Here is a 12,945-nt window from a genome sequence, read left to right as displayed (position 1 = left end):
CAGTCTCGGCGACCGCTCACGCTGCGGCATGGCTTAATCACGGGATTTCCGGGAGGCTGCCGGCGCATTGGCGTGCCCGGCCCGGCCGAACCGCGTGAACGGGTGATGCCCGCGCCCGGCCGGCGTCCGATGGTGACTGCATGACGTCGGCACTGAGAACCAGCGCGTGGACGTACGACGACTTCACCGGCCGCGAGCTGGACCCCGCCCGCTGGGCGGTCATGTCGATCACCGGCGCGGACGGGCAGACCCACAGGTACCAGGACCGCAACGCCCGCGTCCGCACCGGCGACGGGCGGCTGGAGCTGACCGTCGACCCGTTCACCCGCTTCCACGACACCGATCCCCGGCAGAACAACGCCAAGCAGATGTACCGGTCGGTGCGACGCTTCGCCGTGCCGGCGGAGGGCACGCTGACCGTCGAGGTGGAGATGGGCGTGCGGACGTACCGGCAGATCCCGCACGACCTGCTGGACGCGTTCGGCACGGTGGCCCTGTTCGACCTGGAGACCGGCGTCGTGTTCAACGCCGCCGCGACGAACGACACCGTGTACGCGACTGTCGAGCGCCTCGCGCTGCCCGGCGTGACCCAGCCGCACGAGCACTACGTCCACCGGGTGGTCCTGGATGTGCCGACGGAGCCGGGCCGGGCGCACGGCTACGCCATCACCTACCGGGCGCCGACGTCGGAGGTGGAGTTCCACGTCGACGGCCGGCTCGCCTACTGGGCGCGGGTTCCGGTGCCGGTGACCGGATTCCACGCCGGCATGGCGCTGTTCTCCGCGCGCGACCTGGCCCGGTACTCCCGCGAGCAGCGGGAGCACGGGCAGGGCGCGACCGGGTGGTGGGGGCCGTGGCGGATCGCCGCAGGCGTCAGATGAGCACGTCTCCGCCGTCGATGTTCAGGTTGACGCCGTTTATCGCGCGGTTCGTCAGCAGGAAGTCGATCGCCTCGGTGCAGTCCCGCATGGTGACCGGCCGCCGGGTGAGCGCGCGCGTCGCGGCGGCCTCCCGCGCGGCGGGCTTGTCGCTCCAGAACGGCGTGTCGGAGACGATGCTCGGGTGCAGGGCGTTGACCCGGATCGGCGAGAGTTCCACCGCCAGGGTCCGGACCAGCGCGCTGATCCCGCCGTTGGCGGTGGTGACTGTGGTGGAGCCGGGGTACGGCCGGTGGCTGGCCAGGCCGCCGAGCAGCACGACAGCGCTCTCGTCGGTCATCCGCGGGGCGAGGGCGTGCAGGACCGCCGTGTAGCCGACCAGCTTGACGGTCAGCAGCCGCGCCGCGTCGCCCGGCCGGTACGCGCGGACGGTGTTGTGGTCACGGTCGAGCGCCGCGACCACGAGCCGGTCGACGTGCGGCACGTCGGCGAGCGCGTCCGCGATCCGCTCCGGCTCGGCCAGGTCGAGGGCGAGTCCCCGGGTCGACCCGCCGATCTCGTCCGCGACGGTCTTGGTCCGGGCCGCCGAACGGCCGGTGATCACCACGTCGTCTCCGCGTTCGGCGCAGAACCGGGCGAAGTGCCGCCCGATCCCCGAGGTGCCGCCGACGACCACGACCCGGGTCCGTTCCGACATCGATGCTCTCCTCATCGTTTGATGCTGCTCCGATCCGGGCGCGCCGCGCCGGCGTCGCCCGCCAGGCCGTCCAGCACGTCCGCCGTCCACAAGGGCACCGCGCAGCGGTCCGCGGCGTAGCGCAGCGCCATCAGGTGGTCCGCACGCGACAGGTCGGCCAGCGCGTCCGCCACCAGGAACGCCTCGATGTCGCGGCTGAACGCGTCGCAGGCGGTGATCAGGCACCCCATGTGCGCGTACACGCCGCAGACCACGAGCTGGTCCCGCCGGGCGCCGCGCAGTCGCTCCTCCAGGTCGCTGCGGAAGAACGCGCTGTAGCGCCACTTGGTCAGCACCGCGTCGCCCGGCTGCGGGGCGACGTCGTCGACGATGCCCCGGTCGTCCTCGTCGCAGCTCATGCCGGGGCCCCACAGGTCGTGCAGCAACCCGCGGTCCCGCCGGCTCATGCCGCCGGGCTGCGCGGTGTACAGCACCGGCACGCCGGCTGCCCGCGCCGCGGCGAGCAGCTTCGCGACGTTGGGCAGCAGCTCGGCCATCGGGGACTCCCCGGCCGCGAACGGGCGCAGGAAGTAGCGCTGCAGGTCGTGCACCAGCACGGCGGCCCGGTCCGGGTCCGGACGCCACGGCAGCGTGGTGCCGGGCAGGTCGCCGTCGCCGGGCATGCGGTACGGCGCGATCGGGGTCATGGCCATCGGTTCTCGCCTCCGGTTTCCGTGCCACGGCGTCACACGTGCAGGGCCGCGCCGCCGTCGACGTACAGGTCGTGCATGGTCACGTGGCCCGCCTGATCGGACACCAGGTAGGCGACCGCCTCGGCCACGTCGCGCGGCTGGGCCAGCTTGCGCAGCGGGATGCCGACGCGGTACGCGCCCGGCGTGCCCTCGATCACCGCGCTCGGGTCGGCGCCCTCGCCGAGCATCGCCCGCAACATGGGGGTGTCGGTGGAGCCGGGCGAGACCACGTTGCACCGGATGCCGTAGCCGGACAGCTCCAGCCCCAGGCAGCGGGTGAACTGGGCGGACGCGGCCTTGGAGGCGGCGTACGCGGCCATCTCGGTACGCGGCACCCCGGCGGCGTTGGACGCCACGGTGACGATCGCGCCCCGGCGGCGGCCGACCATCCGCCGCGCCACCGCCCGGGACACGTGGAACACGCCGTCGGCGTTCACCGAGAAGGTCCGGCGCCACTGCCGGTCGGACAGCTCGACGACCGGGGCGGTGTGCAGCACGCCGGCGGCGTTCACCAGGATGCCGACCGGGCCCATCTCGTCCTCGACCCGCCGCACCAGCGCCTCCACCGCGTCGCTGTCGCACACGTCGACGCAGTAGGCGCGCGCCGAGTCGCCCTCGGCGGCGAGCTTCGTCACGACCGTGGTCAGCGCCTCGGCGTTGCGGTCCACCGCCGCCACCTGCGCGCCCGCCCGGGCCAGCACACCGGCCACGGCGGCGCCGATGCCCTGCGCCGCGCCGGTGACCAGGGCGACCCTCGACTCGATTCCGGTCAGTTCCATCAGGTGCCTCCGCTGGTCGTGGTGGCTTTCTCGGCGTCGTACCCGAAGAGCCATTCGTGGCGGTCCAGGCCGGACGAGGACTGCGCGGCGACGTCCCGGCGGCGCTGGTCGGCGCCGTCGGCCAGGTGGAACGTCTCGGCGTTGGCCCGGGACTGGCGCTGGATCCGGGTGGTCCGGGGCAGGCGGATCCGTTCGTAGCGGCGCAGCGCGGCGCCCAGGCCCGCCGGCTCCACGCCGGCCAGGCAGACCGCGAGCACCACCGCGTCCTCGACGGCCTGGTTCGCGCCCTGCGCCTGGAACGGCAGCATCGGGTGCGCGGCGTCGCCGATCAGCGTCACCCGTCCCGCGCTGAGCCGGTCGATGCTGTCCCGGTCGTGCAGCGCCCACCGGCCGACCCGGTCGGCCGCGACGATCAGCCGGGTGACGTCCGGGTGCCAGCCGGCGTACGCGGCCGCGAGCTGCGACACGTCACCCCGGCCCGACCACGACTCCTGCCGCCAGTCGGTGGCCGGCACCGTCGCGCCGAAGCTCACCTGCCGGCCGGCGGACACCGGATAGCAGACGCAGTGCTGGTCCGGCCCGAGCCACAGCTGCACCCGGGGTTCGGTGAGCAGGAACGGCACCCGCTCGGCCGGCACCAGCCCGCGGTAGATGGACTGCCCGGAGAAGCGCGGCCGGTCCGCCACGATCTGCTCGCGCGCGACCGAGTGGATGCCGTCGGCGCCCACCACGAGATCCGCCGCGACGGTGGTGCCGTTGGACAGGTGCAGGTACGCCTCGTCGGCGGTCTGCGTCACGGCGGTGAGGCGGGCGCCCAGGTGCACCCGGTCGGGCGGCACCAGCGACAGCAGGCTGCTGTGCAGGTCCGCGCGGTGCACCACGTAGTACGGCGCGCCGAAGCGGCGTCCGCACGCGCTGCCCAGCGGGGTGCGTTGCAGCAGCGTGCCGTCGTCCCAGCGGCGCATCTCGATCGCCTGCGGCGCCACCGCCACCGTACGCAGGCGGTCACGCAGGCCCAGCCGGTGCAGCAGCCGGGTGGCGTTCGGCGCCACCTGCACGCCCGCGCCCACCTCCGTCAGCTGTTCGGCCTGCTCGTACACGTGGCAGTCGATCCCGGCCCGGCGCAGGGCGGCGGCGAAGGCGAGCCCGGCGATGCCGGCGCCGGCCACGGCGACCCTCATCTGCGGCATGTCGGTTCCCTCAGTAGTAGAGGAGCGCTTTGCTCCAGTCCTCGTCCGGGCCGAACAGGCTGCGTGGCTTCACCACGTCCGGCATGCTGGTCAGCGCGTCCAGCGGGATCAGGCTCCCGGGCGCCAGGCCGGTGACCTCGCTGTCCACGCCGAACGCGGCCCGGATCGCGTGGGTCAGCTCCGCCTCGGCGGCGACCCGGTGCGCGGCGGCCACCTCGATCTGGACCCGCAGCAGCGCCGGTTCCGCCTTGGCCCGCCAGAACATCACCCGGTACGCCTCGGGGAGGGAGAAGACCAGCTCCTCCAGCCGGTGCTGGGTGATGGTGGCGCCGCCGACCCGGTAGCCGAACGCCGACCGGCCGAGCACCCGCACGGTGGGCAGCTTCCAGCCGCACGCGCAGTCGTCGTAGGAGACCGACACGTTGTCCTCGAGGTTGTACCGCAGCAGCGGCATCGCCTCCCGGAACAGCGGCGTGACCACGAGCTGGCCGTCGCCGTCCGCGCGGACGGTCCCGGTGGCCGGGTCGTACACCTCGAACAGCGCCCGGTCGGCCCACAGGTGCAGGCGGCCCTCGGGGCACTCCCCGGCCAGGCTGCCGGTCTCGGTCGAGCCGTACTCCTCGATGACCGGCACCCCCCACAGGCGGCTGATCCGCCGCCGGCGGGCGTCGGTCATCGGCTCGCCGCCGACGAACAGCGCGCGCAGCGCCGGGAAGTCGATGTCGGGCCGGTGCCCGGCCGCGATCGCCGCGGCGGCCCAGATCAGGCACTCCGTCGGAACCGACCAGGTGAGTGTGACGTCCAGGTCGTGCATCACCCGGACCACCCGGGCGTACGGCATGGCCAGCGACCGGTTGTCGCCGGGCACGACGGTGGCCCCGCGCAGCCGGGCGGCGGCGTGGGCGAGGTGCCCGGTCAGCAGCAGCGCGTACGGCGTGCGGACCAGGAACACGTCGTCGGCGGACATGCCGATCCACTTGCGGGCGAAGCGCTCCGCCAGGTCGGTCCAGTCCTCCGCGGTGTAGTAGGAGGGGGTGGGCTTGCCCGCGGTGCCGCTCGACTCGTGGTAGGTCGCCAGCCGTTCGCGGGGCACGGCGAGCATGCCGAAGGGGTAGTTGTCCCGCAGGTCCTGCTTGGTGGTCAGCGGCAGGTCGGCCAGGTCGGCCGGGGTCACCGGCGGCGCCCCGGACGCCAGTCGCGCCCGGTAGAACGGCGACCGGGCCGCCCAGGTGAACGTCTCCGCCAGTTGCTTCTCCTGAAGGCGCCGCAGGTCCTCGGGGCCGTGCCACTGGCCGAGCCGGGGCAGGGTCGAACTCGGCTCGCTCACCGCTTCTCCTCTCCTAGCAGTCGATGCGCGTTGTCCCAGGCGACCCGCCGCCACTGGTCCGGCGGCAGTCGCAACGCCTGGAACTTGGCCAGCTCCACGGCCGGGTGCTGCAGCGGGTACTCGGAGCCGAACACCACCCGGTCGTCGCCGAGGCGGCGCAGCGCCGCCTCGGCCACGCAGGTGTAGCCGCCGGAGGTCTCCAGCGAGATGTTCGGCTCGTCCTGGATCAGGGTCAGGGCGTAGAGGTCGATGTTGCCGATGCCGCTGTGCCCGAGCACGAAGCTCACCCGCGGGAACCGGCGGCTCAGGCCGACCAGGTCGGCCACGCCCGCGCCGGGACGGTCCAGGCAGACCACGTACACCGGATGGTCGAACTCCGCCGCCACGGCCACCAGGTCGGCGACCCGCGGGTCGGTGAGCGCGACGCCGTGCACGGCGGGTGAGATCTCCAGGCCGCGGAACTCGGCGGCCCGGGACCGGTACGCCTCGGCGGGCCGGTGCGGGTTGGCGAAGAAGAACGGCACCAGCCGCCCGTCGGTGCCCGCGCAGGCCGCCGCCACCGCGTCGTTGTCGGCGTCGGTCTCGACGTGGCCGCCGGTGACGAGCTGGCGGGACAGCCGGTCCAGGTCGATGGTGCCGCCCGCGCACACCACCGCCCGTGTCAGCCCGCACTCGCCCAGCGCGTCGAGCAGCCGCTCCCGCGCGCCGGGCCGGGGCGCCAGGCGTACGTGGAAGTCCAGCACCGGCTGCGCGGTCATCGCCCCGCTCCCCTTCCCGCCGCCGCTCACTTCTCGATGCAGAACTCGTCGATCGGGTAGCCGACGTGCCGCTTCTCCACCGGCAGGTAGCCGAGCACCTTCGTGCCGGCGGTCAGCTCGGTGACGTTGAGGACCGTGCCGCCGGGCCCGAGCACGCGCACGTGCCAGTCGTCCTGAACGATGAGGTTGACAGGTGTCCCGGAGGGGGAGACCGCGTCGATCGCCAGCAGCGGGCGCGTCTCGATCTTGACCCGTCCCACGGTGACGACCCGGGACTTCCCCTGCGAGTCGACGGCCAGCACCCGGCCGCCGGAGACCAGCTCGCTGAGGTAGTTGGTCCGCCCGCCGGCGGACAGCGTGTACGAGTGCAGCGCGCCGGCGTTGACCCGGAACGGCCGGGTCGGCATGTACGGCAGCGGATGCGTCTCGCTGCAGCACAGGATCATGCCGGTGGAGTGCGAGCCGACCAGGATGCCCTCGTCCAGGCGGAAGTTCGTGCAGGTGTCGACGCAGGCGCGCTCGCCCATGCCCACCCGCCGGATGCCGGTGACCTCCAGCTCCACGAGCGACAGATCCGCCGCCGTGCTCACCGCCGCGGTCCGCAGCTCGGTGGCCTCCCCCACGGCGCGCGGCGCCAGCATCACGCCGTCCGAGCCGTGCTCCAGCACGCCGAAGACGATCTCCGCCTCCTCGACGTCGGCGACCTGCGTGATGATGCTGCCCGCCGCGCCCGCCGCGGCGGCCAGCACGATCTCCAGCGGAATCTTGGTGGGGTCGCGGAAGTACAGCAGGCTCCACCGGTCGTGGCGCGCGGACCGGCAGGCGTCCTCCAGGCTGTCCGCGTCGACGATCTCGACGAACCGGCCGAACTCCACGTCCGGGAACTGGGCCGCCAGCTCGGCGGGCTCGCCGTGCCGGGCTGGTTCGACGATCACCAGGTCGGCCGGTTCCAGCTTCTCCGGCAGCGGCCCGCCCTGTGGGAACAGCACCTTCCTCACCGTCGGGGGGAGCGTCTCCAGGTCGGCCGGATCGGCCGCCACGACGGCGTCCACCCGCTGGTGGACCGCCTCCTCGACGATTGCCTCCTTGGCGCCGTTGACGTTACGGATGTCCAGCCAGCACAGCTTCACGGGTTTCTCCTCGGTGGACGGTCAGGGAGTCTCAGGACGTAAGGGCGAGCCGGTCGTCGACGTCGTACCGGTCCGGGACGTGCCGTGGTTCGTGCACCAGCCGCGCCACGGCGGCGGCCATCAGGCCGGGCTGCTCGGCCTGGAACACGTTGCGGCCCATGGCCATGCCGGCCACACCGGCGCGCAGCGCGTCCGAGACGTGGGCGAGCACCGTCTCGGTGTCGGCCGAGCGCGGGCCGCCGGCCACGATCAGCGGGATCGGGCAGCCACGCACCACCTCGGCCATCTGCTCGGGCGTACCCGCGTAGTCGGTCTTGACGATGTCGGCGCCGAGGTCGGCGGCGAGCGTCGCGGCGTGCGCCACCAGTTCCGGCGCCCGGGAGTCGGTGATCTGCGGCCCGCGGGCGTACACCATGGCCAGCAGCGGCACGTTCCAGCGTTCGCACTCCCCCGCCACCGCCGCCAGGTCGGCGATCTGCCGCGCCTCCTGCGGCGAGCCCAGGTTGACGTGCACGCTGACCGCGTCGGCGCCCAGCCGCAGCGCCTCCTCCACGTGCGCGACCAGGTACTTCGCGTCCGGGTCCGGCGCGTGCCGGGTGCTCACGCTCAGGTGCACGATCAGCGACATGTCGCCGAACCAGCCGTGGTCGACGTGCCGCAGGCTGCCCTTGTGCAGCACCACGGCGTCCACGCCGGTGCCGGCGAGCTCACCGAGCAGCGAGTTCAGGTCGCGGCGAAGTGGCCCGTCGGTGACGGAGTGGTCGAGCGGGACGACGAGCAGGCGTCCGTCGCCGCGCCGGAACAGTCGGCGCAGACGCAGGCCACGAGCGAACGAAGCGTTGAGTACGGCCACGGTTTCCTACCTCTCTCAGGCGGTGGCGGAACGACGGGAGGTCAGGGACGTGGCGTCCGCCGGCTCGGACCGGTCGAGGCGGAACGCGCGGTGCAGGGCTTCGACGGCGTCCACGGTGCGGTCCCGCGACACGATCACCGACAGCCGCATCTGGGAGGTGGAGATCCAGCTCGTCGAGATCCCGGCCTCGGCCAGCGCCGCCATCAGCCGGGCCGTGTGCTCGGGGCGGCTGAGCAGGCCTATGCCGACCACCGACACCTTGCCGACGTTCTCGTCGAAGTGGACGCCGCCGTCGAAGGACGCGGTGAGGTTGTGCAGCGCGGTCCGCACCGCGTCGGCCTGGCTGCGGCGGATGGTGAACCCCATCCGGAACTCGCTCTCGTACGGCCCGGACCGGGCCACCAGGTCCGCCACCGCGCCGTGGGCGGCCAGCACCTCGAACACGTCGGGCGCCATGTCCCGCCGGCCGTCGCGGCAGTGCACCAGCACGCGCACCACGTCGGTGTCGTGGGTCACCGCCACCACGGCCCGCCGGGTCTCCAGCGGCCGGTCGTCCGGCCGGTCCACGACTGTCGTTCCGGGTGCCTGCGACGACGCGTTGCGCACGCGCACTTCGACCCCTTCCATGGCGGCCAGCTCGATGCATCGGGTGTGCAGGACCCGCGCGCCGGCGAACGCCATCTCCGCCATGACGCCGGGCTCGACCCACGGCAGGCAACGCGCCGCCGGAAGGATGCGGGGGTCGGCGCTGAACACGCCGTCCACGTCGGTGTAGATCTCGCACGCCGACGCGCGCAGCCGGGCGGCGAGCGCCACCGCTGTCGTGTCGGAGCCGCCGCGTCCGAGCGTGGCGACGTCCCCGGCCCGGTCGATCCCCTGGAACCCGGTGACCACGGCGACCTCGCCGCGGCCCAGCGCCGCCTCGACCCGCGCCGCCCCGATCCGCGAGATCAGCGCGTCGCCGTGCCGGTCGGTGGTGTGGATCTCCGCCTGGTGCCCGGTCAGTGAGACGGCCGGCACGCCGAGCCCGGTCAACGCCAGCGCCATCAGCGCCGCCGACTCGGACTCGCCGACTGCGAGCAACTGGTCGAGTTCCCGGGACGGGCCGGCGGCGCCGACGTCGGCCGCGAGCCGCAGCAGGTCGTCGGTGCGGCTGCCGCGGGCCGACACGACAACTGTCACGGCGGACCCGTCCCGCCGAGCCGCGGCGATCCGCAGCGCGGCGTGCCGTACGCGGTCGAGGGTCTGCAGCGAGGTGCCCCCGTATTTCTGGACCAGCACGTCCACAGTCGTCTTCACCGCCCTCGTCGTATCGGCATTGCGGTCGACAGTAATCGCGGTCGATCTGCGTGGGCACTACTCGCCCGAGTAGTAGCCCGCCGATTCAGTCGTTCACGCCATAACGTCGGCGCGTTACCGGAAACACGTGATGCCGTCGGCGACAACACGTCATGCGCGACGCCTTTTGCCGGACGCACTATCGACAGGCGATCTCTAGGGCAAAGGGAGCGACATGGACGGGACGGAATCGAACGTGGCCGGATTCCCGGATCTGCTGTCCGGTCTCGGCGGCGGCGGGCGTGCCTTCGCCCTGCTGCACCGGCCCGGCGCGGCCGGGAGCGCGTACGTGGAGGTTCTGACCGGCGAGGTGTGCCAGGTGGACACGCTCGCCGAGCTGCCCCTGCCCGCCGGGCCGGCGACCGGCGGGCGGCACGACCTGCTCGTCGCGGTGCCGTACCGGCAGGTCACCGAGCGGGGGTACGACTGCCACGACGACGGCGCTCCACTGCTCGCGATGCGCGTCCACGAGCAGTTCGGGCTCGACCGCGAGCAGGCGCTGGCGGGCCTGCCCGAGCGCGCCGTACCGGTGACCGACGCCGACTTCGACCTCAGCGACGAGGACTACGCGGCGATCGTCAAGCGGGTGGTGGGCGACGAGATCGGGCAGGGCGCCGGATCCAACTTCGTCATCCGGCGCACCTTCACCGCGCGGCTGGCCGACTGCTCGACCGCCACCGAACTGGCGATCTTCCGCCGGTTGCTGACCGGTGAGCTGGGTTCCTACTGGACGTTTCTGTTCCACTCCGGCGCCGGCACGTTCATCGGCGCGTCACCGGAACGGCACGTCAGCATGATCGACGGAACCGTCTCGATGAATCCCATCAGCGGGACGTACCGGCATCCTCCGAACGGCCCGGCGGTTTCCGGTCTGCTGGAATTCCTGAACGACCCGAAAGAGGCGAACGAACTCTACATGGTGGTCGACGAGGAACTGAAAATGATGGCACGGATGTGCGCCTCCGGCGGCCAGGTGCACGGCCCGTTCCTCAAGGAAATGGCGCGGGTGACGCACTCCGAGTACATCCTGACCGGCCGCAGCGACCTGGACGTACGCGACGTGCTGCGGGAGACGCTGCTCGCGCCGACCGTCACCGGCAGCCCGATCGAGAACGCGTTCCGGGTCATCACCCGCCACGAGACGACCGGCCGCGGCTACTACGGCGGCGTGCTCGCGTTGATCGGCAGTGACCCGGCCGGCAGCCGTACGCTCGACTCGGCCATCATGATCCGCACCGCCGAGATCGACCACGACGGCACGCTCCGCCTGGGCGTCGGCGCCACCCTGGTACGCGACTCCAAGCCGGAGTCGGAGGTGGCCGAGACGCGGGCCAAGGCGGGCGGCATGCGCGCGGCGCTCGGCCTCGGCGTCGACCCGGCCGGCCCGGACGGCGGGCCGGCGACGCCCGTGCGGGCACGCTCGTCCCTGGCCACCGACCCCCGGGTACGGCGGGCGTTGCGCGAGCGCAACGCCACGCTGTCGAGGTTCTGGCTCGACGGCGCGGAGCGGAGAATCCCGAACCGGGCGCTGGCCGGGCGCCGCGTGCTCGTCGTCGACAACGAGGACACCTTCATGGCCATGCTCGACCACCAGCTGCGGGCCCTCGGGCTGCGGTCGAGCATCGTCCGGTTCGACAGCCCGCTGCGGCCGGACGGATACGACCTCGTCGTCGTCGGTCCCGGCCCCGGCGACCCGGGCGACCTGAGCGACAGGCGGATGCGGACTCTGCGCGGGCTCACCCGCGACCTGCTCGCCGGGACGGTGCCGTTCCTGTCCATCTGCCTGGGCCACCAGGTGCTCGCCGCCGAGCTGGGGTTCCCCCTCGCCCGGCGCGCGGTGCCCAACCAGGGCGTGCAGAAGCGGATCGACCTGTTCGGCCGGCCGGAGCTGGTGGGGTTCTACAACACCTACACGGCCCGTTCCGCGCACGACGTGGTGGCCGGTGGCCGCCGGGGCCCGATCGAGATCAGCCGCAGCCCGGACAGCGGTGACGTGCACGCGCTGCGCGGCGCGGGATTCCGGTCCGTCCAGTTCCACCTGGAGTCGGTCCTCACCCAGCACGGCCCGCGGATCCTGGGCGATCTGCTGGTCTCCCTGCTCGCCGACGGCACGGCCGCCGCCGCGGCCGGGGCGGCGGGCCGGCGCGGGACCCGGCCGTGACGCCTCGGCGTTCAACTGTCCACGATTGACTGCCGTCGTGGCGTCCCCGCATTCTCCCGGAGAACACATCGAGGCACCGGACCGGAGGCGACGCCGTGGATGAGGCCACTCAGCGACCCCCCGTCGCGGCGCGGTCGACCCGGTCGCTGGCCACCGCCCCGGTGTGGCTGGTCGGCGTCCTGGCCACCCTCGCCGGGGCGGTGGCCGCGGAGGCGTTCACGCTCGCCGCCCGGGGTCTCGGCGTACCGATGGAGGCGGCAGGTGTCTGGGAGGAGCAGGCGCAGGCGATCCCGGTGGGCGCCATCGCCCGCAGCGTCGTGCTCTGGTCGATCGGCGGGATCGTCCTGGCGGTGGTCGCGGCCCGGCGGGCCCGGCGGCCCGCACGCGTCTTCGTCGCCGGCACTGTCGCGTTCACAGTGCTGTCCCTCGCCGCGCCCGCCTTCGCCCAGGACACCGCCGTGTCCACGCAGCTCGTCCTCGCCGGCACCCACGTGATCGCCGGCGCGGTGATCATCCCCATCCTGGCCGCCCGGCTCTCCGCACCCACCACGAACCGGTACTGATCCCGCCACCGTCCCTCCCAGCCTCCGCGATCTTGCACTTTCGGCCCCCGCAAAAGGGATATCCCCGGCACTGGAAGGGCGGCAAGTGCAAGATCGGCGCGGACGGTCCGGGGTAGACGGGAGGCGGTCGGGTCCGGTGGCTCAGCCGCGGGCGGTCGGCTCGAAGATCTCGACCAGGTTGCCGGCCGGGTCGGCGACCAGGAACTGACGACCACCCGGCCCGGACACGATGTCACTGCGCAACGTCACCCCGGCCCGCTGCAGCCGCTCCCGTTCGGCGTCGACGTCGTCGACGATCAGGTGGATACGGTTGCGCCCGCACCCGGCCGCGTCCGCCGGCGTGACCCGGGCGCCCGAGCTGGCCGGACCGGACAGCAGCAGCCGCAGCGGCCCGCGCACCACGTCCGCGAAGGCCGGCGGGAACGCGGTCGACACCGTGAAACCCAGGTGGGCGGTGTAGAACTCGATCGCCGCCGGCACGTCGTCGACGACGTAGCGGACGCCGGCCAGGGAGTGCACGTCTGCGGTCATGGCAGTCCC

13 protein-coding genes are annotated in these 12,945 nt (G+C 73.1%); 3 read left to right on the top strand and 10 right to left on the bottom strand.

Annotated features, from left to right (window positions below; all coding sequences use genetic code 11):
• Positions 1-140 precede the first annotated feature (140 nt).
• Positions 141-881 carry a DUF6081 family protein gene (locus O7542_RS07035; RefSeq protein ID WP_113973001.1) on the top strand — a complete coding sequence of 247 codons (741 nt, stop codon included), beginning with the start codon at positions 141-143 and terminating at the stop codon, positions 879-881.
• Here the strand turns inward: O7542_RS07035 and O7542_RS07030 are convergent.
• From O7542_RS07030 to O7542_RS06990, 9 genes are read right to left on the bottom strand one after another with little or no spacing between them, the layout of a single operon-like run.
• The gene (locus O7542_RS07030) at positions 874-1,575 is read right to left on the bottom strand and encodes an SDR family oxidoreductase (RefSeq protein WP_281605916.1); all 702 of its coding nucleotides are present in this window, start codon (positions 1,573-1,575) and stop codon (positions 874-876) included. The genes O7542_RS07035 and O7542_RS07030 overlap by 8 nt on opposite strands.
• 11 nt (positions 1,576-1,586) lie before the next feature.
• On the bottom strand, positions 1,587-2,267 hold the full coding sequence (locus O7542_RS07025) for an isochorismatase family protein (RefSeq protein WP_281605915.1): 681 nt from the start codon (positions 2,265-2,267) through the stop codon (positions 1,587-1,589).
• Positions 2,268-2,299: 32 nt separating this feature from the next.
• On the bottom strand, positions 2,300-3,085 hold the full coding sequence (locus tag O7542_RS07020; protein ID WP_281605914.1) for a 2,3-dihydro-2,3-dihydroxybenzoate dehydrogenase: 786 nt from the start codon (positions 3,083-3,085) through the stop codon (positions 2,300-2,302).
• Positions 3,085-4,275, bottom strand: coding sequence for an FAD-dependent monooxygenase (locus O7542_RS07015; RefSeq protein ID WP_281605913.1), 1,191 nt, complete (start codon positions 4,273-4,275; stop codon positions 3,085-3,087). Before O7542_RS07015 ends, O7542_RS07020 begins: the two co-directional genes overlap by 1 nt.
• A gap of 10 nt (positions 4,276-4,285) precedes the next feature.
• Complete coding sequence (locus O7542_RS07010) at positions 4,286-5,602, bottom strand: AMP-binding protein (protein WP_104112306.1); 1,317 nt, start codon at positions 5,600-5,602, stop codon at positions 4,286-4,288.
• The gene (locus O7542_RS07005; RefSeq protein ID WP_281605912.1) at positions 5,599-6,360 is read right to left on the bottom strand and encodes an amidohydrolase family protein; all 762 of its coding nucleotides are present in this window, start codon (positions 6,358-6,360) and stop codon (positions 5,599-5,601) included. The genes O7542_RS07010 and O7542_RS07005 overlap by 4 nt, the downstream gene beginning before the upstream one ends.
• 26 nt (positions 6,361-6,386) lie before the next feature.
• Positions 6,387-7,490: a 3-dehydroquinate synthase II family protein gene (locus O7542_RS07000; RefSeq protein ID WP_281605911.1), complete on the bottom strand. Its 1,104-nt coding sequence runs from the start codon at positions 7,488-7,490 to the stop codon at positions 6,387-6,389.
• Positions 7,491-7,521: 31 nt separating this feature from the next.
• A complete protein-coding gene (locus tag O7542_RS06995) occupies positions 7,522-8,343 on the bottom strand; it encodes a 2-amino-3,7-dideoxy-D-threo-hept-6-ulosonate synthase (protein ID WP_064445544.1) in 822 nt (273 codons plus the stop codon).
• Between the two features lie 15 nt (positions 8,344-8,358).
• Positions 8,359-9,642, bottom strand: coding sequence for an aspartate kinase (locus O7542_RS06990; protein ID WP_281605910.1), 1,284 nt, complete (start codon positions 9,640-9,642; stop codon positions 8,359-8,361).
• 214 nt (positions 9,643-9,856) lie between these two features.
• Here O7542_RS06990 and O7542_RS06985 point away from each other — a divergent pair, with 214 nt between their 5' ends.
• Entirely contained in the window at positions 9,857-11,842 is a 1,986-nt protein-coding gene (locus O7542_RS06985; protein WP_281605909.1) for an anthranilate synthase family protein, read from the top strand.
• A gap of 95 nt (positions 11,843-11,937) precedes the next feature.
• Positions 11,938-12,405 (top strand): DUF6069 family protein, encoded by a 468-nt coding sequence (locus O7542_RS06980; protein WP_281605908.1) that lies wholly within the window; start codon positions 11,938-11,940, stop codon positions 12,403-12,405.
• A 141-nt stretch (positions 12,406-12,546) separates the two neighbouring features.
• Here the strand turns inward: O7542_RS06980 and O7542_RS06975 are convergent, their stop codons facing one another.
• The gene (locus O7542_RS06975) at positions 12,547-12,936 is read right to left on the bottom strand and encodes a VOC family protein (RefSeq protein WP_281605907.1); all 390 of its coding nucleotides are present in this window, start codon (positions 12,934-12,936) and stop codon (positions 12,547-12,549) included.
• Positions 12,937-12,945: the final 9 nt, after the last annotated feature.

This window comes from Micromonospora sp. WMMC264 (assembly GCF_027497275.1).
Lineage (GTDB): Bacteria > Actinomycetota > Actinomycetes > Mycobacteriales > Micromonosporaceae > Micromonospora > Micromonospora chalcea.
Note: the sequence above shows the minus strand (reverse complement) of the source record. Positions and strands in the feature narration are given on the sequence as shown.